The organism is Clostridium putrefaciens, from assembly GCF_900461105.1.
GTDB lineage: Bacteria > Bacillota > Clostridia > Clostridiales > Clostridiaceae > Clostridium_L > Clostridium_L putrefaciens.
The window spans coordinates 2,373,967-2,396,963 of the sequence record NZ_UFWZ01000001.1 but is presented as its reverse complement, the minus strand read 5'-3'; the positions used below and the strand labels follow the sequence as shown (position 1 = coordinate 2,396,963).

Genomic DNA, 22,997 nt, shown 5'->3' with positions numbered 1-22,997 from the left:
AAAATTCACCTACGATACTTATTTATTAGCAATATTATAGTTAAAACTACTACAGACGTTAAAGCAATAGTACCTCCAGTAGCAGTATCTAACTTATACGATATGAAAAACCCTGCAAATATATCTATAAACCCAAACAATATAGAATATATAAGGGTACTTTTAAAACCTTTTTTTAGTTGCATAGCTGTAGCAACAGGCACAACTATCATTGAAGATATAACAAGCACTCCGAGTATTCTTATGGATATAGATATTGTAGCAGCTACTATAAGAGTGAAGATATAGTTAACTAAAGATACATTTACTCCAGAAACTTTAGCACCCTCTTCATCAAAGGTAGCATAGATTAATTTATTGTATAAAAAGAATATAAATATAAAAGATATAGCACCTATTATAGCCATCCATATTAAATCAGTCTTTGAAACTGTTAGCATGTTTCCAAATAATATAGAATTAACACTTGAACCCGCTTTTCCTGTACTCATTATTAAAATTGCTATACCTATACTAAGGGTTAGTATTATAGACATTACAAGTTCTGAATACTTTTTATAATAGTTTCTTAAATATTCAATTAAAAGGCCACAGGCGGATGTGAAAATGAAAGATGTAATAATGGGATTTAAACCTGATACTAAACCTATAGCTATACCAGCAAAGGAAGCATGAGATAGGGTATCACCCATCATGGAATATCTTTTAAGAACTAAGAATAACCCTACAAAGGGACAGAGTATGGATACAAAAAGTCCTGCCATTAAGGCATTTCTCATAAATTCAAATTGCAACATGTAAATCACCTTTCGTTATAAACATTTAAAATTTTATCTCTATATTCCTTAGCATTATATAAAACACCATTTCCGGTGTCGGAATTTAGCTCATATATATGAGTAGAGTTTTTTAGAACAGCGTCTAAATTATGCTCAACAGATATAACAGTAATATTATCTTCTGTATTTAAGGATTTTATTATAGCATATATTTCTTTTTGACTTTGAAAATCAATTCCTGTAGAAGGCTCGTCTAAAATTATAAGTTTTGGTGATCCCATCAAAGCTCTTGCTATGAATATCTTTTGTTGCTGGCCACCAGAAAGGCTCCCTATTAATTTGTTTTTATAAGAAGTCATAGAAACTATTTGAAGACTCTTATCAATGGCTTTAGAATCATCTATTTTACACACCTTTTTGTGGTTAGATAACAATTCATGAACAGTTATTGGGAACTCAGAGTTGAAACTGTCAAGTTTTTGTGGAACATAAGCAATGTTTGATGTATTTACCTTAATATCTCCTTTTAGTGGTTTTAGTAAACCTAAGACTAGTTTTATTAAAGTGCTTTTAGCGCTGCCGTTTTCACCCACTATTGAAAAATAACTACCCATTGGAATAGTCAAATTTACGTGGTCTAATATGTATGGTTTATTGCCTTCATAAGAAAAGCATAGGTCTTTTATTATAATCAAATGTTTCAGCTCCCTGTATTCTAAATTGTATGTTGACAATGATTACTTCGTATATTATTATATACTTAATGCAAATGATTTGCAAGGGAAAAGATAGGCTAGGAGGAAACAATGAAAAAAAAATTATTTAAAATTATAGGTCCATTGTGTATGATGATATTATTATCAGCTTGTGTAAATAAAAAAGAGGCGGTAGACAACAATGAAAATGCAGAAAAAAAGATTTTTGTAGTATCTAGCTTTAATGCTATGACTGAATTTGCTATGGCTATAGGGGGAGATAAAATCGAGATTACAACTATAGTACCAAGCGGAGTAGAAGCTCATGATTTTGAGCCTAAAGCAAAAGATATGAAAAACATGTCTAAAGCGGACTTATTCGTATATAATGGTTTAGAAATGGAACACTGGGCAGAAGACATATTAAAAAGTATAGATAATAAAAATTTAGTAGTAGTTGAAGCATCTAAAGGTGCAGATTTAATAAAAACTTCTAAACAAGAAGGACATGAACATGGGCATTTTGATCCACATGTTTGGCTAAGTCTTAAAGAAGCTAAGGTGGAGGCTAATAATATAAAAGAAGCTTTAGTTAAAATAGATTATTCTAATAAAAGCTATTACGAAGAAAACTATAAAAGGTTTGAAAAGGAGCTAGATGATTTAAAAGATGAGTATGAAAGTAAGATAAAGCCGCTCCAAAATAAAACATTTGTAACAGGTCATGCAGCTTTTGCATATTTATGTAGGGAATTTGACCTACACCAATATAGTGTAGAGGATGTCTTTGCAGAGGGAGAACCTACACCACAAAAAATCAAGGAACTTGTAAGTATTGGAAAAGAAGTCAATTTAAAAACTGTATTTACTGAAGAAAATGTGAGTCCTAAGGTATCAGAGACACTAGCTAGAGAGATTGGTGCTAAGACAGAAACTATTAATACTTTAGAGTCAGAGGGAAATTATATAGAAACTATGAGAGAAAACTTACAGAAGATATATGAAAGTTTAAATTAATAAGCAAGAAGAAAGTTTAGGATGTTTTAAAGGGATAACTAATATATAATAAGTATAGGCTTACAAATTATAAGAGTAAGCCTATTTAACTTAGAGTATAGGGTGTCCTTTGAAACATCCTATTTAATTTAGTATATTATATGTTAAGATATATTAAAAAACTTTAAGTAAGCATAAAAATAAAGGATTATAAATAAGGAGGATTATTATGGAATTTTCATCATTAGTAATTATGGAGAAAGAAAAGGATACTAATTTATTTTTAAGAGAACTTGGTAGCTACGAAGTAAGATACGGAGGTAATTATGTAAGAAAACTATTTTGTATAGACAACATGGTAAGTCTTTACTTTGATACTGATAAGGATGTTGAGGAATGGGAATATTCAGCTATATTTGATTTGTTTGATACAGAAGCTTTTATAGAAAAAGGATATAAAATAAAAGATAAAGATGAAGAATATAATCCTACATGGGTTATAAGCTTTCCTTATGATGAGAAGAGAGAAGTTATGAGCTACAAAATAAATGAAATATGTAATTTAATAGATGAATGCTTTAAGAAGGTTTATTTAGATATAAGAGGTAAAAAAGAAGACTATATTTAAGAGTTCAATAATAATATTACAACAGATTAATTAATGACATATACAGATTCAAGAATCTTCATACTATTATAATAGTAATTTAAGTTTTGCTATGATACCATATTTATATATGGTTTATTAAAGGAGGGGTTTTTTATGACGGAAGTAAAAAGATTAAAAACAAGAGACGAAATAGCTTCAGAGTACAAATGGAATATAGAAAAGGTATATAAAAGTTCAAAAAGATGGGAGGAAGACTTTCAGGAGCTAAAGATAGAAGCTTTAAAGCTAAAAGAATTCCCAGGGACACTTAACGATCCTAAAAATTTAATATCATATCTTAATTTAAAAGAAAGAATATCGAGAAAAGCAGAAGTTTTATTTGTATACGCTCACCTTAAATCAGATGAAGATACAGCTAACACAGAATTTCAAACTATAAAAGAAAAGATAGATGGATATTTAGCAGAACTGTCTAGCATAAATGCATTTTTTGTTCCAGAGATATTATCATTAAATGAAGCAGAACTATTAAAAAATATAGATGAAATACAGGAACTAAATATGTATAAGTTTTTTTTCAAGCAGATAATTATAATGAAACCTCATACACTTTCTAGAGAACTTGAAGAAATGTTGGCTTCGGTTTCAGATTGTCTTGAGGCTCCAGGAAATATATTTGGTATGCTTACTAATGCAGATATGACATTTCCAAATATAGAGGATGAAAATAATAAAGAAATTGAACTTACAGAGGTTAATTATGCAACCTTCATAAGGTCAAAAGATAGAAGAGTTAGGGAAGAAGCTTTTAAGGCTTTATTTAGTACTTATAATAAATTTAAAAATACTTTAACTAGTTCCTTAACATCTTCAGTAAAAAACTTTATATTTCTATCAAAGGCTAATAAATATAAGTCATCTTTAGAGAGTTCATTAAAACCAAACAACATACCATTAGAAGTTTATTATAAATCTATAGATACTATAAACAAGAATTTAGATTCACTTCATAGGTATGTAAGGGTGAAAAAAAGGTTATTAGGATTAGATGAGATGCATATGTATGACTTATATGTTCCTGTAATAGATATACCAAAAGAACATATTGAGTTTGAGGAAGCTGTTAAAATAGTAAAAGAAGGTTTGAATCCACTAGGACAAGAATATTTAAATATATTTAAAGAAGGCGTAGATAATGGGTGGGTGGATGTATTTGAAAACAAAGGTAAAAGAGGAGGAGCATATTCTTGGGGATGTCATGATACTATGCCCTATGTTCTTTTAAACTATAACTATAGTATAAATGATGTTTCTACTTTTGCACATGAAATGGGTCATTCTATACATTCATATTATTCAAGAAAGAATCAACCACACTTATATTCTAATTATACTTTATTTTGTGCGGAGGTTGCTTCAACTACAAATGAAGCACTTTTAATTCACCATCTTATAAATAAAGAAGAAGATGAGAATAAAAGGTTGTATTTAATAAATCAAGAATTAGAACAAATAAGAACTACAGTATTTAGACAACTGATGTTTGCTGAATTTGAAATTTTAGTTCACGAGAGTATAGAAAATGGGAAACCATTAAATAGTAAGGACTTATGTGGCATATGGCATGATTTAAATGTAAAGTACTTTGGACCTGATATGATTGTAGATGACGGAATAGATATGGAATGGGCAAGAATACCACATTTTTATTCTGACTTTTATGTTTATCAGTATGCTACAGGGTATGCAGCTGCAAGTGCTTTTGCAAAGGCTATATTAGAAAATAATGAAAATGCATTAGAAAAGTACAAAGGATTCTTAAAAAGTGGGGGTAGTGATTATCCTATTAATACCCTAAAAACAGCAGGCGTTGATATTACTACATCAAAACCTTTAGAAGCTACTATAGCTAGATTTAATGAACTTTTAGATATGCTAGAAAAGCAATCTGTATAAATTTTTAATTACGAGGTGAAGGTCTATTGAGACTTCACCTTGTTTAATTTATAATAATCTGGTAGGGTTACTATATTTTAATAATACATTTTAATTGTGATATTATTTATATATACTCATTTTGTTACAGTAAAAAGAATTTTATGAGGTGAATTATGCGGATAGAGTTTATATTAAAAGTTAAACCTGGTGATATACTGGCAAAAAGTATATTTTCTAGTGATGGGAAAATTCTCTTAAGAGCTGGAGTTAGCCTAACACTTAATTATATAAATAGACTAAAACAATTGGATGTGCTTTATGTCTATATAGAAGATAAGAGGCTTTCAGATTTAGACTTAGAAGATATAAGGCTGAATGAATTAAAAGTAGATACATTAAAAGGTGTGAGTACTATAGTAAAAAAGATCACCTTAAATGATAGAGTAGATATTATGGATTCCTTAATTAAAGTAGAAGAACTTATGAACTACATAATAGAATTTGGAGATATAAATAAAAGTTTAAACGATATAAAAACTCATGATAATTATACATTTGTACATAGTATTGATACTGGAATAATGGCTGCCTTTTTGGGGATAAATATGGGGTTTGAACGAGCGGATATTGTAAATCTTGGCATTTCAGCTACCTTGCATGATCTAGGAAAGGTGAAAATAAGTAAAGACATGTTAAACAAGTCACAAGGACTTTCAAATGTTGAATATTCAGAAATGAAGAAACATCCAATATATGGGGTGGATATATTAAGGTCAAATACGGATCTTTCTGTAAAGATAACAGATGCCATATTACAGCATCATGAGAGAATAGATGGAACAGGATATCCATTTGGATTAAAAGGTAATGAAATATGTATTAATGCAAAAATAATATCGGTTTGTGATGTCTACGATGCTATTAGTAATGATAGAAGTTATAGAACAAAATTTAATCCAAAGGACTCTTATGAACTTATACTAGCTGGGTCAGGGAAGTTCTTTGATGAAGAGGTAGTTAAAGTATTTAAAGATACATTTGCAGTGTATCAACTAGGTTCATGCTTAAAGCTTTCAAATGGAGTAGAAGGATATGTAATAAAGCAAAACAAGGGATTTCCAGACAGGCCAGTAGTAAGGGTACTTTATCATGGTAAGGACAAGAAACCTATAAGGTTTTACGAAATAAACTTATTAGAGAATATAAATTTATCTGTAGAGTGTGTCTACTAATCATAAAAGATGATGAATGAAAGTAATGTAAAAGGATTATCCCTGAAGATTAAAATAAATATAAAGTCGTTTAATTTGTTGAAAATAGCTTAGGTATTATGTAAGATAGAATTATTACAATAAAAGTATTAATTTATAATAGGTAGATTAATTAAAAAGTGAGGATTTATGAGAAAAGAGTATATTGATAATATTATTTCATCTTTAATAAAAGAGTATGGATTCAGTTTAGAAGAGAATAATACAGCAGAGGATAATTGTAAAAATCTTTTAGCTATAAAGTATGAAAATGAAAATGCCTTTGTAGTTACATTTTCTACTAAAGAAGACTTTGCAAGTAAAAACTTCTTAGCACTAGAATATATGAAGAAAAAAGGCATTAAGTCATTAAGTCTTAACAATATAATAATAGATAAATTTACAAATGATTATTTAAATATACTAGAAAATCAAAATTATAATTTTATAATATTAGATTCAGAAAATGGTGGATTGATTGGGAGTAGTGATCAGATAAAAAACTTTGCAGGATTAATTTCAAAGCTTGCTCAAAAGGACAAAGATGTTAAAACTAAAAAAAGGCCCCTTAAAAAGTCAATAAATGAATATAAAGCTACCTACACACTTATAGGGATAAATATACTTATATTTATAGTGTCAGCTTATTTATCTAAGAGTATATTTGATATAGACATAAAGGTATTGTTACTTTTAGGTGCTAAAAATAATAAATTAATAAATGCGGGTCAGTATTACAGATTATTTATGGCTATGTTTTTACACGGAGGTTTGTTACATTTAGGATTAAATATGTATGCCCTTAGAACTACAGGCGAAATAGTAGAGAACTTTTATGGGAGAAAGAAATTTTTGATTATATATTTTCTTTCAGGAATTACCTCATCATTAGCTTCTTATGTATTTTCACAAAGTACATCAGTAGGTGCTTCAGGTGCAATATTTGGACTTTTAGGAGCTTGCCTTATTTTTGCATACAAAATGAAAGAAAAAATAGGAAAAGAATTTTTAAGGAACATATTATCAGTTATAGTTGTTAATATATTAATAGGTGTTACCATACCTAATATAGATAACTTTGGTCACTTAGGAGGACTTGTAGGAGGTATTATAATTTCTTTTATATTATTTAAAGAATAAAATGTCATTAAGGACTAATCATATTTTAGCTTATTTAGTAAAAGGAAGTGGATTGATGTGCTAGTTTCGAATTTGAAGGTTAAACTATCAGAAGAGGATTTAATTGGAATTATAGATGGATATTTAAATATAGAAGGTCTTAAAATTAAATCTATTTTAATAAATGAATTTATAGAAGTAATAGGTTCATATAAAAAGGTTATAGATATTCCATTTAAACTTACCCTAGCATTTGGAAGTTTTTATAACAATAATATAAATTTAAAACTCACGTCGCTTAAGGTATATAAGATAGGGGTTATATCACCACTTAAAAAATATACCTTAAAAAAGGTTGTAGAAGATTTAAAACAAAGAGGCGTATACGTTAAAGAAGATAATGTTACATTAAATTTAAACATATTATTAAAAGCAGTGCCTTATGTAACATTTAAACTAGATTATATAGAATTATTAAAATCTTATGTGGAAGTTTCAGTTTCAACTTTAGAAATTTCATTAAATAAAAGTGTAGAATCTTTAAAGATTTCAGAGGTTATAGAAGATGAAATGATCTATGAAAATATTGAGAATTTAGAGAAGGTTAAAGATTATTATTCTATAACTAGGCAAAGTGTTAAGCAAAGTCTGCCAGAAAGATACAGTGAAGCCACTGAATGGGCAATGATTATGCCAGATGTTTTATCTTTAATTTATAGAATATTTAAAGATAAAAGGGTTAAAATGAAGACTAAGATAGCACTAGGAACATCTATTGCTTATTTAGCTCTACCTTTTGATATCATTCCAGATAGAATACCTTTCATAGGGAAGATTGATGAATTTGCAGTAGCATTTTTTGCGCTAAATAGAGTTGTAAATGATGTACCACTTCCTATTATATTAGAAAACTGGGAAGGTAAAAACAATATAATTATAGTATTTAAAGAAGCTGTAACCTACATAAATAAATTTAGTGGTGGAACAAACGTTGATAAGTTATATAATGCTATTTTAAAATTTTCATAAAAGACAAGGTGAGGTAATAGATGGGAAAGAAGTTTTATGCAATAAAAGAAGGATATGACGGTGTAAAAGGTGAAAAAATAACCAATAAGATAGTTAATAGTTGGAACGAGTGTTTAAGTTATGTAAAAGGTGTAAAGAGCGCTAAATATAAAAGTTTTGAATCTTTGGTGGAAGCAGAAAAGTTTTTAAAAAGTCATAGCAAACTTTTTAAGAAAGGTATAGATGAGTATCCAAAAGATATTCCCCAAATATATGTAGATGGAAGCTTTAACACAGTAACTGGCGTTTATGGATATGGGCTTGTGGTTATAATAGAAGATGAAATAGTATATGTTGAAAAAGGAAGCGGTATAGAAGATAGCGAAAAGTGTTCAAGGCAAATAGCAGGTGAACTCAAAGCTGCTATGAGGGGCGTTGAATATGCCATAAAAGAAGGCTATAAGAATATACTTATATTTCATGATTATGAAGGAATAAGCCACCATGCTACAGGGTACTGGGAAAGAAAAGGGAAATCATCACAAGATTATTATAATTTTATGAATCATTCTATGGAGGAAAATAGGTTAGAAGTAATATTTGTCAAAGTAGATAGTCATACCTTAGATTTATATAATGAGCTAGCAGATGAACTTGCAAAGTCTGCTGCAGGGGTAGAAATAAAAAATATATTCAATAAATTACTTAAAAAACAAGAAGTAAAAGTAACAGATGAAAAGATAATTGAATATATCGGAGATATAGTAAGTGAGGCTTCTAAAGAAAATATAAAGATTTCTAAATTTGTTAGTGAAAATTATAGAAAAGAAAGTAAAAATAAAAACATAGGATTAGAAACAATAAACATTATAGAGGAAAAAGACGAAATATTATATGCTATAAAAAAAATAAAAAGTCTTTCACTTAAAGATACTAATAAATACTTGGAATCATTGGATAATAAGTTAAAAGATGATATTATAATTAATATTTTAAAATAAGTATTATTCATTCTCCAATTATTACAACGTTTAATAATATAAAAAGTGTATAAACTACCTATAGAAATAAAAAAAGGGGTGGTTAAGCATGAAGAAGACTAAATTTATTACAGGAATAACTACAGGAATTGCTATTGGTGCTGCTGTTAGCATGATGAGTACTGATATGGTAGACAAAAAGACTAAGAAAAGGATTAGAAAATCAGGTAAAACAATAAGAAACGTAGCCGATAGCATGTATAGCGGAATGTCAAGCTTTATGAAATAATAAAACAAAAAAAGAGAAGTTTAATTTTTATTAAACTTCTCTTTTTTAGATTGTATAAGATTAAAGAAATTTAAATAAAATGTCTAAAAAGTTACAAGTTATTAGAAATATGAAGAAATAATGTAACAATATGTAACAAAATATAGAAAAGTTAAATATAAAGTTTGAAATTACCACATTTATTCTAAAAAATATAGGGTTTACATTAAAGATATGGTATAATAAAACAGAATATTCATGCAAGGTTTTTGAATTATTAATATGTATTATGAAGGAAGAGTGATTATGGAGATTTTATCCTTAGGTGAAAAGATTAAAAGGCGGAGAAAAGAACTAAATATGACATTAAAAGACTTAGCCAAAGACCGGATAACCCCAGGGCAAATAAGTCTGGTAGAGTCAGGAAAATCTAATCCTAGTATGGACCTATTAGAATATTTAGCCTATGCCCTTGAAACTTCTATAGATTATCTTATGGAATCTGAGGAAAGTCAAGCAGAAAAGATATGTTTGTTTTTTGAGAATATGGCAGAATCTAATATACTTAATGAGGATTTAAATAGTGCTATTGGATATATAGAAAAGGCTTTATATTATGGAGAAAGATATAATTTAGAATATAGAAAGGCAAAAAATCTATATCTAAGAGCTATTATCCATAAATCTCACAATGAATATGGACTCGCACAACAGTTTTTCCTATCATCAAATGTTATATTCATAAAAAGTAATAGCTATGAAGAGATTGTAAAAACCTTTTTAAATTTAGGAAAGGTTACATTTGATGCAAAGGCTTATTATTCTGCTAGTAGTTATTTAAAGCAAGCAGAAAAAACATTTTTAGAAAATAATATGGGAGACGATGCCTTAATAGGTGAGATATATTATTACATCGCAAATACCTTTTATAAATTAGAAAGTTTAAATGATGCAATAAGCTACACTTATCTTGCAAAAGAAAAGTTTAGTAAGTTAGATGATAAAAAAAGTTATGCAAACTCACTCCTTTTGTTAGCAGACCAATATAATAAAAAGGGAGACGTAGATAATGCTATAAAATATTCTGTTAAAACTTTAGATATATTTAGAGAGTTAAAAGACTCATTTCAAATATCTCAGATTGAAAATAATTTGGGTAAACTATTTTATGAGTTTGAAAATATTGAGCAATCATTTGAGCATTTTAATAAGGCTAAGGACATGCGTTTAAGAAATGAAGATCCTAAAATAGTAGAGACTCTTATAAATATTTGTGAAAATTACATAAAGATAAAAGATAAAGAAAAATGTATGGAAGCATTAAGAGATATATCATCGAAGATAGAAGATGGTGATAACGATGCTTTAATAAAATATTATCTTTTAAAATATAGAGTCGAAATGTTACTCGAAAACAGTTCAGAGGCAGAAAATACATTAATAATGGCTTTGAATTTTGCAAAAAATATGCAACTTTATAAAGAAGCTGCAGAAATATCAATAATTTTAGGGAATTATTATATAGAAAATAAAGATGATAAGGGTGCAGCAAAATATCTTAATGAAGGAGTATCAATGTTTAAAAAACTAGGAGTAATTAAAAATATTTAGTTGCAAAATCATTGAAAATAATTTTTATTTGGATAGGTGTGATAAGTTATGGAAATATTATCTACAGGAGAAAAGATTAAAAGAGCTAGAATATATAAAGGGGCTACATTAAAAGATATATGTGAAGATGAAGTATCAGTATCCAAAATGAGTTGTATAGAAAATGGGAAGGTTGCACCAGAAAGATGGATTGTAAAGTATATAGCAAAAAAGCTTGATTTAGATGTGGACTATCTTATGAAAAGCACTGATGAACAAATAAAACATAATATAGAATTATTAAAAGGTAGCACATTTAATGATGAGGTAGAGGAGAAACTCCAATATAATTTAGATTATTCTCTAAAATGCAAATATTATAACCTAGGATTTGAAATAGTACATATCTTATTTGATGGATACTTAAAGGTTGGTAAGTTCGAAAATATCCAGATTATAAATAGTAAGTATTACGATCTTTGTCAAAAATCAGATCCTTATAATAATAGACTTGTTTATTATAAGGATATGGCAAGATATTTATTTATGAATAAAGAATACCTACAAGCAGCCACATACTATAACTCTGTAAAAAAGTATTTATTTGAAAGTGAAATGAAAGATTACGAAATGTTATCAACGGTTATATATAATGAAGCCGCATGCTATATGATGATAGAAGATTATGATAAAGCCTATGAGGTTGTTTCAATGGTTATAGATATCTTAGATAATGTAAAAGGTGATACTAGAAATGCAGAAATTTATCATTTATTAGCTATATTATCCTTAAAGATGGAAAAAGAAAATTTTGAACAGTATGAAGAGGAATCTTATAAGTATTTTAAAGAGGATAATACAGGAAAAGCTAATGCTATGTTAAACTATGCGATTCCGATGTTTGAAAATGGTTATAAGGATAAAGCCACACAATATATAAAAAATGGATTAAATATATATCCAAAACATGACAAAAAGGAATTGGTAGGATGTATGCTAAGATGCATAGAAGTATTAGTAGAAAATAGTATATTAGATGAAGCGCAACTAATTTCTAATGAAGCCTTAAACTTAGCTATAACTTGTGATGAAATAAAACATATACAAAAGTCATATTATTTTAAATCTGTGATATTACAAAAACTAGGACATTATGATAAAGCAGATATGTATATGAACCTCTCTACAGATGCATTGTTTAAATATGCAAATAATCAAGAGCGATATGAAAGATATATGGAAATGGGAAATATGTATCATAAAATAGGAGATATAAGTGAAGCTATAAAATATTTCACATTAGCAATAGGCCTTAAAAAGAGGATATGATCAATATCTTTTTTAAAAAGTAATTTAATAATATATTTAATAAAAAAAAGATTGTATTATATTGTAATATAGTCTTTTTATTTTTATGATATATTGATAAACTATATAATATATCATAAAAATAAAAAATATAATTAGGAGGAGAAGATGTATGAATATAGAAAAATTAACATTAAGAGTACAACAATCACTGAATGATTCTAATGCTTTGGCTGTAAGTTATAATCATCAACAAATTGATATAATACATCTCTTTGCAGCTCTTGTACAACAAGAAGATGGACTTATTCCAAATATCTTAGAAAAGATGGGGATAAATTTAAAATCATTAAATGATAATATAGACAGTGAATTAGATAGACTTCCAAAGGTTTTAGGAAGTGGCGCTGCTGCTAATTCTGTATATCCTACAAGAGGTATAGAAGAAGTATTTATTGCAGCAGAAAAAATAGCCAACAATTTTAAAGATTCTTATGTTAGTGTTGAACATGTTATGTTATCAATAATGGATATAGATTTTAATGGACTTACAGGAAAGATAATGAAAGGTAATGGGATAGTTAAAAAGGATTTTATGAATGAATTAGCTAAAACTAGAGGAAATCAAAGGGTGGATACTGTAGACCCAGAAGGGACATATGATGCTCTAAAAAAATATGGTGTGAATCTTGTAGAGCTTGCGAGAAATCATAAGTTAGATCCTGTTATAGGAAGAGATGAAGAAATAAGAAGAACTATTAGAATATTATCTAGAAGGACTAAAAACAATCCTGTATTAATAGGTGAACCTGGAGTTGGTAAAACAGCTATAGTTGAAGGTCTTGCAGAAAGAATTGTAAGAGGAGATATTCCAGAAACTCTTAAAGATAAGATAATATTTTCATTAGATATGGGAGCTTTAATTGCAGGAGCTAAATATAGAGGAGAATTTGAAGAAAGATTAAAAGCAGTATTGAAAGAAGTTCAAAGAAGTAATGGAAAAATAATTTTATTTATTGATGAACTTCATAATATAGTAGGAGCAGGTAAGGTAGAGGGCTCTATGGATGCGGGTAATCTTATAAAACCTCTGTTAGCTAGGGGGGAGCTTCATTGCATAGGTGCTACTACTTTTGACGAATATAGGAAGTATATTGAAAAAGACAAAGCTTTAGAAAGAAGATTTCAACCTGTAATAATAGGAGAGCCATCTGTAGAAGATACTATATCTATATTAAGGGGATTAAAAGAAAGATTTGAAATACATCATGGGGTAAGAATTCATGATTCAGCTTTAATAGCTTCAGTTAAATTATCCGATAGATATATAACAGATAGATTCTTGCCAGATAAGGCCATAGATATTATGGATGAAGCAGGTGCAATGATAAGAATGGAAATAGATAGTTTGCCTACAGAACTTGATATTATTAGAAGAAGGATATTCCAACTAGAAATTGAACTTGAAATCTTAAGTAAAGAAAAAGATAGCTTTTCTAAAGAAAGATTAATGAATTTAGAAAAGGAACTTAGTGAATTAAAAGAAAAGGATAAGGCTATGACAGCTAAGTATGATAAAGAAAAGTCTCATATCTTAGAAGTTAGAGATTTAAAAACTGAGCTTGACGATGTTAGGGGTCAAATTGAAAAGTACGAGAGAGAATATGATTTAAATAAGGTAGCAGAATTAAAGTATGGCAGGCTTCCACAAATAGAAATGAAGATTGAAGAAAAAGAAAAGTTAATTAAAGATAACTACGAAGGGGCACTGTTAAAAGAGGAGGTAACGGAGGAGGAAATATCTAACATAGTATCAAAGTGGACGGGTATTCCTGTTTCAAGACTTTTAGAAGGGGAAAGAAATAAACTTTTAAGACTTGAAGATGAACTAAAATTAAGAGTTATAGATCAAGAAGAACCTATAAAGGCTGTAGTAAATGCTGTTATTAGAGCTAGGGCAGGACTTAAAAGTCCAAACAAACCAATTGGATCTTTTATATTTTTAGGTCCTACAGGAGTTGGGAAGACAGAACTTGCTAAAACCTTAGCCAGAACATTATTTGATAGCGAGGAAAATATTATAAGAATAGATATGTCAGAATACATGGAGAAGTTTTCAGTATCTCGACTTATAGGTTCACCTCCAGGTTATGTAGGTTACGAAGAGGGTGGTCAATTAACAGAAGCTGTTAGGAGAAAACCATACAGTGTTATACTTTTTGATGAGATAGAAAAAGCTAATGAAGATGTATTTAATATATTTCTTCAAATTTTAGATGATGGAAGGTTGACTGATAATAAAGGCAATATTATAGATTTTAAAAATACAATTATAATTATGACATCTAATATAGGAAGTCAACATTTACTTCAAAATAGTAAAGAAGATTATATAGAAAGTGATATAAAAGATGCGGTATTGAAGGAAATGAAAGATAGATTTAAACCAGAATTTCTTAATAGAATGGATGACATAATTTTATTTAAACCATTATCTAAAGAAGGAATAATAAAAATTATAGATATATTTTTGAAGGATTTAGATTATAGATTAGAAGAAAAAAATATAAAATTAAATATAACAAAAGAAGTAAAGATTCTTATAGCGAAGGAAGGCTATGATCCTATCTATGGTGCAAGACCACTTAAAAGATACATCGAAAACGCTTTAGAAACAAAAATAGCTAGAAAAATTATTTCCGGAGAAATAAAAGAAGGTAATAATATAAAGGTGATAATGGAAGATGGAGAAATAACAATTAAAGAAAATATTAATAAATCAATATAAGGCTAAAAATGTAATAATAAAAACAAAAAGGTGACCGAAATATTATGTATCTCGGTCACCTTTTTATTTTAAAACTTTATCCGATGGCTACTATCCGTAACACCCCTACCCTCTTCAAGGTGGGGGATGACGGCTGCTACGCCACTGGATAAGTTCTTCTAAGACTCAGATGGAGAGATGTATTCCTTATAAGCAAACTCCACCTGAGTCTAAGAATCACTTGATAAGTTATATTGTTTAAATTTGTTCATGCTATCTAAACTTTTAAAATATTTGTCTATAGTAGCTCCACCAAGACATTCTAAGTCATCATAAAAAACTACCTCTTGTCCTGGAGTTATAGCCTTTTGTTTATCTTCAAATTCCACAAAACATGTATCATCTTCCATAATAGTTACTGTAACATTTTGGTCTGGCTGTCTATATCTAAATTTAGCAGTACATTTAAATCTTTTAGGCTTAGGATTATTGCTTATAAAACTTAAATCCGTAGCTATAAGCCCGTAAGAATATAAAAGCGGGTTATCCTCACCTTGAGCTACGTAAAGTGTATTGGTTTTAAGATCCTTTTCAGCTACAAACCAAGCAGTCCCTTCACCACCTATTCCAAGTCCTTTTCTTTGACCTAAGGTGTAGTACATAAGTCCATTATGATTCCCCTTGACCTCTCCGGATAAAGTTTTTATTTCACCGGATCTTGCAGGTAGAAACTCACTTAAAAATTTATTGAAATCTCTTTCTCCTATAAAACAAACGCCAGTGCTATCTTTTTTATTAGCAGTTTCAAGATTTGCACTTTTTGCTATTTCTCTTAGTTTGGGTTTTTCTAAATGACCTATTGGAAATAATGATTTAGAAAGCTGATATTGATTTAGTTTGCATAAAAAATAAGTTTGGTCTTTATTAGTATCTGCACCTCTTAAAAGTTTGTATTCTCCATCTTTAAACACTACATTTGCATAGTGACCCATAGCTATATAATCAGCATCTAATTTTAAAGCCATATCTAAAAAGGCTTTAAATTTTATTTCTTTATTGCACATTACATCAGGATTTGGAGTTCTTCCTTTTTTATATTCTTCTAAAAAGTAGGTAAAAACTCTATCCCAATATTCTTTAACGAAGTTTACCGTATAATATGGGATTTCTAGTTGATCACAAACTCTTCTAACATCCTCATAATCTTCAGTGGCTGTGCAGGCGCCATTAGCATCTTTTTCATCCCAATTCTTCATAAATATACCCACCACATTATACCCCTGCTCTTTAAGCAATAATGCGGCTACAGAAGAATCTACACCGCCGGACATTCCAACAATTACCTTTGTATCTTTAGGATCTTTCATATATATCAATGTCAAAAAACGACATCTTCCTCCCCTCATATTAATAATTCTATTATACATACATATACTTTCTTTGGCTATTTTACTGACTAAATATTTTTAACACAAAATGAATTATTAATCAATATTTTGTGTTAAATATTTTTTAAATATAAGTACAAAGCATAATAAGGATTCGTATAACTAATTTTAAAAGGTAAATATACCTTATTCTAACATGCGGGGGGATATATAGTAAATTAAAAAGTGTATAGTTTAAGATAATAATTCTAATACTAAGAAGGTAAAATCAATTAGATTAAAAGGAGAGGTTGAAATGCAATTAAATCATTTAGAATTACAAAATTTAAGGCATCTTATAGGATCTCATGAAACAGCAAACAAAAAGCTTAGTGATTATGCACAAAATGCTACAGATCCACAAATAAAACAAATGTTTGAAAAGTCTGCTACGGATGCAGAAAATACAAAACAAAAATTAATTAATTTTCTAGGTTAGAAGGAGGGGTATAAATGCAAGATAAAGAAATGGTTAATGATATTTTATCTATGGTAAATAGTAGCCTTACAGGATATGCAAGTGTTATAAGTCAAACAGAAAATCAGCAATTAAGGCAAACTATTCAGCAAATACGAAATTGTGATGAGGAAGGTCAATATAACTTATTTAAAGTTGCATCCCAAAAAGGGTTTTATAAGCCAGCAGCACAGGCAAATTCTGAAGAGATACAAGAAGTTAAATCTCAGTTTAATGGTTAAAGTATTTAAAACTACTGAAATTAAATTTGAAGTTTGATTAATTCTAAAAATATAAAAATAAATTAAATAATAAAGGCTTTCAAATTAATTATTTGAAAGCCTTTATTATTATACCTTTCAGAGAAGCAATCTTCAAATTAAAATATAAATTCAAAAGTCTTATTAATTATTTCATAATATAAAACTTGAAAATTATAATCTGGAGTACACTATTAAAAAAAAGATATTAACATTTCTAAAAAGAAGTGATAAAATAAGATTAGTCGATATTCTTTTAGAAGTCGAACTTATATACAGTAAAACTAATATTCAACTTATATCCTATAAGGAATAAGAGTGAGGAGGATGTCATGGAAAATAGAACAACACTATCAAAAACAAGACAACTTACAGTGGTAGGAATGCTATCAGCAATATGTATTGTATTAGGTGCTACAGGATATGGATTTATCCAGCTTCCTATAGCAAAAATAACTATAATGCATATACCTGTAATAATTGGTGCCATAGTAGAAGGACCTAAGGTTGGAATGCTTATAGGATTCATATTTGGGGGGTTTAGTCTTATACAAAACATAGTTGCTCCCAATATGTTATCTTTTGCATTTATAAATCCTTTGGTGTCTATATTACCAAGGGTATTAATTGGTTTAACATCTTATTATAGTTATAAACTAATTAAGGTGAAAAATGAGTCTTTGAGTATAGGTATAGGAGCTGCGGTAGGGTCTTTAACAAATACAGTAGGAGTTTTATTTATGATATATGTACTGTATGTGGACAAGTATGCAGAGGGAAAAGGTCTTACTATTGCAAAGGCAACAAAAACTATTTTTGGGATAGCATATACTAACGGTATTTTAGAAGCCATAGCTGCAGTATTAATAACTGTTTCAGTGGTAGGAGCTGTAAATAAGATAATAAAAGATAAAAGGTATACTAAATAAAGTTTAAATAAATTAATTAAAGCTTGCACATTAAAAGTGCAAGCTTTAATTGTTTAAAAGTATTTTTTGAAATTGTATCTAATATTGAAACATGTTATTTAAAATCATTTTCAGTATAATTTTTCTTCGATTCATGATAATCTACATCTTCAAAGGGTTTATTAAAATTTGGATCTTTTTTTATTAAATCTTTTTTATCAGGTAATACAATAGCAGCTGCAATATAAACTATAACACCTACAAAATAAATAAAGGCTAGACCTATCCAAACTAATCTTACAATAGATACATCTATATCAAAATATTCAGCAACCCCAGCACAAACACCAGAAATCATTGATTGGTCTTTAATTTTATATAATCTTTTTTTATCATTCATATAAATTCCTCCTAACATTAAATTTGTTTTTATGATTACATTATATGATTATAAGTGTATTATAACTAGTTATCAGAGTAACAATTTAATATGACTATAGTAATATTAAAATAAGTAGTGGATATATATTTATATAATGTTTATAATTAATAAGAAGAAATTAGAGATAATAATATTAAAGTAGGTGATATATATGGAAATATATTTAGATAACAGTGCTACCACGAAACCTTATAATGAGGTTATAGAGATTTTAGTGTCTACAATGAAAGAGGTTTATGGTAATCCATCTTCTGCTCATAAATTAGGTTTTATGGCAGAAAAGAAATTAAATGAGGCTAGAGATACCATTAGTAACACAATAAATTGTTCAAAAGAAGAAATTATATTTACATCTGGGGGTAGTGAAAGTAATAATCTTGCTATTAAGGGCTTTGTTAAATCTGGTAATCATATTATAACTTGTGCTACTGAGCATTCTAGTGTTTTAAATACAATAAAAGAAATGGAAAAACAAGGCGTAAAAGTTACATATCTTTCTTTAGATACAGAAGGAAAGATTGACTTAGAGGAGCTTAAAAATAGTATAAATAAAGATACAGTGCTTGTATCTTTAATGCATGTAAATAACGAGACTGGTATAATCCAAGATTTAAAGTCCATAGGGAACATAATAAAAGAAAAAAGCCACAGAGCTAAATTTCATGTGGATTCAGTACAAGGTTTCGGAAAGCTTAATATAAATGTACAAGAATGTAATATTGACTTGTTATCTGCTAGTGGACATAAAATTCATGCACCTAGAGGTGTAGGGTTTTTATATATAAAAAATAAGCTAAGACCTAAACCACTTATTGAAGGTGGAGGTCAAGAAAAAGGTTTTAGAGGGGGCACTGAAAATGTTGCATCTATAACCGCATTAGCATTAGCAAGTAAGATTATGTGTGATAATATAAAAGAAAATTATATTAAGGTTAAGTCTATTAAAGCATATTTTATTGAGGAATTAAAAGATTTTGAAGGGGTTAGGATAAATAGCCCACTAAAGGATGAGTTTAGTCCTTACATATTAAATATAAGTTTTAAAAATATAAAAGGAGAGGTTTTGCTTCATGCTTTAGAGGATGATGGTATTTATGTTTCTACAGGATCTGCATGTTCATCAAAAAACTCTAAAGAAAGTAGAATTTTAAAAGCTCTTTTAGTGCCTAATGATTACCTAGAGGGTGCTATTAGATTTAGCTTTTCAGAGTTTACAACTAGAGATGAAATAGATTATACTTTGCAAGTGCTAAAAAAGTCACTTGGATTTTTAAGGAGAGTTAAAATATGAAAAGAATAATATTAGTAAAATACGCATCAGAAATATTTCTTAAGGGTTTAAATAGAAATAAATTTGAAAAAAAGCTTAAAGAAAATATAAAAAAGGTATTAAAGGATATTGATTATGAATTTATAACAGATCAAAATAGATGGTTTATAGCAGGAGAGGACCTTCAAGGAATAATAGATAGAGTTAAGAGAGTCTTTGGTATTGCTGAGCTTTGTATTGTTAGAATGATACCAGCAGAAATTGAAGAAATTAAAGTAGAGGCCTTAAAGGTTATGAAAGATATAAATCCACATGACTTTAAGGTGGAAACTAAAAGGGCAAACAAAGATTTTCCTATAGGTTCTTTAGATGTTAGTAGGGATCTTGGTTCCTACATATTAAGCAATATGGAAGAAATGATAGTTAACGTAAATAAACCTGAATATATTTTAAATATTGAAATAAGAAAAAATGCCTATGTATATGAAAAGAAAATAAAAGCTATAGGCGGAATGCCTTATGGTATGAATGGAAGCACAATGCTTATGCTATCAGGTGGGTTTGATTCTCCAGTTGCAGGGTACTTAATGGGTAGACGGGGAGTAGAATTAAGCTGCGTTTATTACCATAGTTCACCCTATACTAGTGAAAGAGCTAAAGAAAAGGTAAAAGATTTATCAAAGATACTAGCGTCTTATACTGGGCATATAAAGCTTTATGTAGTACCTTTTACTGACATACAGATGGGCATAGTTGAAAAGTGCAGAGAAGATGAACTTACAATAATAATGAGAAGATTTATGATGAGACTTGCCTGCAAACTTGCAAGTGTAAAGGGTATAGACTCAGTAACAACTGGTGAAAGTGTAGGTCAGGTAGCAAGTCAAACTATGGAAGGGTTAATAGTAAGTGATGACGTATCAGATAGACCTGTTTTTAGACCATTAATAGCTATGGATAAGAATGATATAATGGATATAGCAAGGGAAGCGGGAACTTATGATACATCTATACTACCTTATGAAGATTGTTGTACTATCTTTGTTCCAAAACATCCTAAAACTAAGCCAAGACTTAAAGAAATAATAAAGTCTGAAGAGGCTTTAGATATAGAACTATTAGTAAAAGAAGCAATAAACAATACTGAATTAATAGAATTTTAAATATACAAAGGCGAAAAGTGTTATTAAATACTTTTCGCCTTTATATATAGTTAACAAAAAGTTAAGATATATTACGACAAAAAATATAAAAATATAGTATAATGGGTGTAGTTAAACTTAACAAAGGAGATGGTTTTTTGTTTAAAAAGAAGTATTTATGTATTTTCATAAGTGTTTCTTTGCTTTTTACTACGGTTAATGTCGTTTATGCAGCTCCGAGTTATGTAAATAAGAAAGAAAATGAAATACAAGAAAATAATAAAAAGATAAAAGAACTAGAAAATAGAAATAAAGAAATACCTAAAATACAATATGATTTAAAAGTAGATTTAAATTCTCTTCAAAATAAATTACAAGAAAAAGAAAAACAACTTGAAGATATAAAATCTAAGATAAGTCATTACGAAAACGAGATAGCTAAGATCGAGGAGAATGTATCATTAATTTCTAAAGATATCAAAGAAACAGAAGATATGATTAACAAAAAGACTGAAGAAATAAAAAAACGTGAAGAAGAAGAGAAAGAAAAGGAAGAAATATTAGGTCAAAGACTTAGAGGAATGTACATAAATAACCCAACAGATGCAATCTTAAAAGCTATTTTAGATAGTGGTGATTTTGGAGATTTAATTTCAAGGGTAAATAATATTAGTCGCATGATAAAACTAGATAAAGAACTTATAGAAGAAGTAAGAAGTATGAAAGAGAATCTAGAAAGTGAAAGAAAAGGCTTAGAAGAAGAAAAGAACAATTTAGATAAAAAGATGATTTTATTATCAGTTAATAAAGAAAAGGTAAAATCTACTCAAAAGGAATTGTTAACTGAAAAAGATAATGGACAAAGAATAATATCAGATCTAAATATTATTGAAGAGAATAAGAAATTAACTATAAATAAATTAGAAAAAGAGAAGTCTTCAAACGAGCAAGATGTATCAAAACTTGTACAATTTAATGATAAAGCGAGACAACAAATAGATAGCTTTATTAAAGAACAAATTAACAGCAAACCGGAAGAAAAAGCTCCGCTAAAGGATAACAACCAGGGTAATTCATCAGGATTTATAAGACCTGTAGGTGGAAGTATCACTAATGGGTTCGGTGAAAGGATTCATCCAATAACTGGCGCTAAGGGTATGCATCATGGAGTGGATATAGCAGTAGGAAGAGGAACGTCTATAAAAGCAGCTCAAAGTGGTACTGTTATTACAGCAACGTATAATAATATATATGGAAATATGATTATTTTAAGTCATGGAAATGGTGTACAAACTGTTTATGCGCATGCTGAGAGCCTTAATGTATCCTCAGGGCAGCAAGTAAAACAAGGACAAGTTATTGCACAGGTAGGCTCAACGGGTATTAGTACAGGTCCACATCTCCATTTTGAAGTTAGAATAAATGGAAGTGTAGTAAACCCCATGTCATATATACAATAATCTAAATGATATAAAAGGAAAGCATATAGTATTATATGCTTTCCTTTTTGTTGTATATATATTATATTGATTATGGATAATATAATATAGAAAGGAGTTATGATATGGATAAAGAAATGATTAAAAATATGGATCCCAATATGCTCTTAAGTATATTAAATATGAAGCTAAGAGATGAATTTAATATACTAGAAGATTTAATTAAAAGTTATGATTTAGATAGGGACGAGTTAATAAATAAACTATCAAAATCAGGTTATATATATAATATTAAAATTAATCAATTTACACAAAAATAGCTTTATAAGTTGTATTAGACTAAA

General features: G+C 28.6%; 22 protein-coding genes. 18 read left to right on the top strand and 4 right to left on the bottom strand.

Translation table 11 applies throughout. The features are described 5' to 3' along the window. Window positions 1–5: 5 nt before the first annotated feature. The gene (locus tag DY168_RS10795; protein WP_115641758.1) at window positions 6–797 is read right to left on the bottom strand and encodes a metal ABC transporter permease; all 792 of its coding nucleotides are present in this window, start codon (window positions 795–797) and stop codon (window positions 6–8) included. 5 nt (window positions 798–802) lie between these two features. Further along, on the bottom strand, window positions 803–1,474 hold the full coding sequence (locus DY168_RS10790) for a metal ABC transporter ATP-binding protein (protein ID WP_115641757.1): 672 nt from the start codon (window positions 1,472–1,474) through the stop codon (window positions 803–805). A 111-nt stretch (window positions 1,475–1,585) separates the two neighbouring features. Here DY168_RS10790 and DY168_RS10785 point away from each other — a divergent pair, with 111 nt between their 5' ends. From DY168_RS10785 to clpB, 11 genes are all read left to right on the top strand, one after another. Beyond that, complete coding sequence (locus DY168_RS10785) at window positions 1,586–2,491, top strand: metal ABC transporter substrate-binding protein (protein ID WP_115641756.1); 906 nt, start codon at window positions 1,586–1,588, stop codon at window positions 2,489–2,491. Window positions 2,492–2,699: 208 nt separating this feature from the next. After that, the gene (locus DY168_RS10780; RefSeq protein WP_115641755.1) at window positions 2,700–3,098 is read left to right on the top strand and encodes a DUF6762 family protein; all 399 of its coding nucleotides are present in this window, start codon (window positions 2,700–2,702) and stop codon (window positions 3,096–3,098) included. Window positions 3,099–3,233: 135 nt separating this feature from the next. Continuing rightward, window positions 3,234–5,036 (top strand): oligoendopeptidase F, encoded by a 1,803-nt coding sequence (gene pepF / locus DY168_RS10775; protein ID WP_115641754.1) that lies wholly within the window; start codon window positions 3,234–3,236, stop codon window positions 5,034–5,036. 155 nt (window positions 5,037–5,191) lie between these two features. Beyond that, the gene (locus DY168_RS10770) at window positions 5,192–6,250 is read left to right on the top strand and encodes an HD-GYP domain-containing protein (RefSeq protein ID WP_115641753.1); all 1,059 of its coding nucleotides are present in this window, start codon (window positions 5,192–5,194) and stop codon (window positions 6,248–6,250) included. A gap of 168 nt (window positions 6,251–6,418) precedes the next feature. After that, the gene (locus DY168_RS10765) at window positions 6,419–7,408 is read left to right on the top strand and encodes a rhomboid family intramembrane serine protease (RefSeq protein WP_115641752.1); all 990 of its coding nucleotides are present in this window, start codon (window positions 6,419–6,421) and stop codon (window positions 7,406–7,408) included. A 57-nt stretch (window positions 7,409–7,465) separates the two neighbouring features. Beyond that, complete coding sequence (locus DY168_RS10760; protein WP_115641751.1) at window positions 7,466–8,416, top strand: YkvA family protein; 951 nt, start codon at window positions 7,466–7,468, stop codon at window positions 8,414–8,416. A gap of 20 nt (window positions 8,417–8,436) precedes the next feature. Then, window positions 8,437–9,396: a ribonuclease H1 domain-containing protein gene (locus tag DY168_RS10755; RefSeq protein ID WP_115641750.1), complete on the top strand. Its 960-nt coding sequence runs from the start codon at window positions 8,437–8,439 to the stop codon at window positions 9,394–9,396. A gap of 88 nt (window positions 9,397–9,484) precedes the next feature. Beyond that, the gene (locus tag DY168_RS10750; RefSeq protein WP_115641749.1) at window positions 9,485–9,664 is read left to right on the top strand and encodes a hypothetical protein; all 180 of its coding nucleotides are present in this window, start codon (window positions 9,485–9,487) and stop codon (window positions 9,662–9,664) included. A gap of 285 nt (window positions 9,665–9,949) precedes the next feature. Continuing rightward, on the top strand, window positions 9,950–11,254 hold the full coding sequence (locus DY168_RS10745; protein ID WP_115641748.1) for a helix-turn-helix transcriptional regulator: 1,305 nt from the start codon (window positions 9,950–9,952) through the stop codon (window positions 11,252–11,254). A gap of 48 nt (window positions 11,255–11,302) precedes the next feature. Beyond that, complete coding sequence (locus tag DY168_RS10740; protein WP_115641747.1) at window positions 11,303–12,562, top strand: helix-turn-helix domain-containing protein; 1,260 nt, start codon at window positions 11,303–11,305, stop codon at window positions 12,560–12,562. Between the two features lie 151 nt (window positions 12,563–12,713). Further along, window positions 12,714–15,329 (top strand): ATP-dependent chaperone ClpB, encoded by a 2,616-nt coding sequence (clpB, locus tag DY168_RS10735; RefSeq protein ID WP_115641746.1) that lies wholly within the window; start codon window positions 12,714–12,716, stop codon window positions 15,327–15,329. Between the two features lie 209 nt (window positions 15,330–15,538). Here the strand turns inward: clpB and mnmA are convergent, their stop codons facing one another. Further along, complete coding sequence (gene mnmA, locus DY168_RS10730; protein WP_115641745.1) at window positions 15,539–16,675, bottom strand: tRNA 2-thiouridine(34) synthase MnmA; 1,137 nt, start codon at window positions 16,673–16,675, stop codon at window positions 15,539–15,541. A gap of 316 nt (window positions 16,676–16,991) precedes the next feature. On the opposite strand from mnmA, the gene DY168_RS10725 reads away from it, so the two are divergent. The 3 genes from DY168_RS10725 (at window position 16,992) to DY168_RS10715 (ending at window position 18,381) form a co-directional block, all read left to right on the top strand. After that, window positions 16,992–17,174 (top strand): hypothetical protein, encoded by a 183-nt coding sequence (locus tag DY168_RS10725; protein WP_115641744.1) that lies wholly within the window; start codon window positions 16,992–16,994, stop codon window positions 17,172–17,174. A gap of 14 nt (window positions 17,175–17,188) precedes the next feature. Further along, window positions 17,189–17,434, top strand: a complete 246-nt coding sequence (locus DY168_RS10720) for a spore coat protein (RefSeq protein WP_115641743.1) — start codon at window positions 17,189–17,191, stop codon at window positions 17,432–17,434. A gap of 350 nt (window positions 17,435–17,784) precedes the next feature. Next, window positions 17,785–18,381, top strand: coding sequence for an ECF transporter S component (locus DY168_RS10715; protein WP_115641742.1), 597 nt, complete (start codon window positions 17,785–17,787; stop codon window positions 18,379–18,381). Between the two features lie 94 nt (window positions 18,382–18,475). On the opposite strand, the gene DY168_RS10710 is transcribed toward DY168_RS10715, so the two are convergent. Next, on the bottom strand, window positions 18,476–18,760 hold the full coding sequence (locus tag DY168_RS10710) for a PspC domain-containing protein (protein ID WP_115641741.1): 285 nt from the start codon (window positions 18,758–18,760) through the stop codon (window positions 18,476–18,478). Between the two features lie 193 nt (window positions 18,761–18,953). Between DY168_RS10710 and DY168_RS10705 the strand changes: the two genes are divergently transcribed. From DY168_RS10705 to DY168_RS10690, 4 genes are all read left to right on the top strand, one after another. Further along, complete coding sequence (locus tag DY168_RS10705; protein WP_115641740.1) at window positions 18,954–20,093, top strand: cysteine desulfurase family protein; 1,140 nt, start codon at window positions 18,954–18,956, stop codon at window positions 20,091–20,093. Beyond that, entirely contained in the window at window positions 20,090–21,235 is a 1,146-nt protein-coding gene (gene thiI / locus DY168_RS10700) for a tRNA uracil 4-sulfurtransferase ThiI (RefSeq protein WP_115641739.1), read from the top strand. Before DY168_RS10705 ends, thiI begins: the two co-directional genes overlap by 4 nt. A 137-nt stretch (window positions 21,236–21,372) precedes the next feature. Beyond that, window positions 21,373–22,674: a murein hydrolase activator EnvC family protein gene (locus DY168_RS10695; protein WP_172556327.1), complete on the top strand. Its 1,302-nt coding sequence runs from the start codon at window positions 21,373–21,375 to the stop codon at window positions 22,672–22,674. A 104-nt stretch (window positions 22,675–22,778) separates the two neighbouring features. Continuing rightward, the gene (locus DY168_RS10690; protein ID WP_115641737.1) at window positions 22,779–22,973 is read left to right on the top strand and encodes a DUF4250 domain-containing protein; all 195 of its coding nucleotides are present in this window, start codon (window positions 22,779–22,781) and stop codon (window positions 22,971–22,973) included. Window positions 22,974–22,997 lie beyond the last annotated feature (24 nt).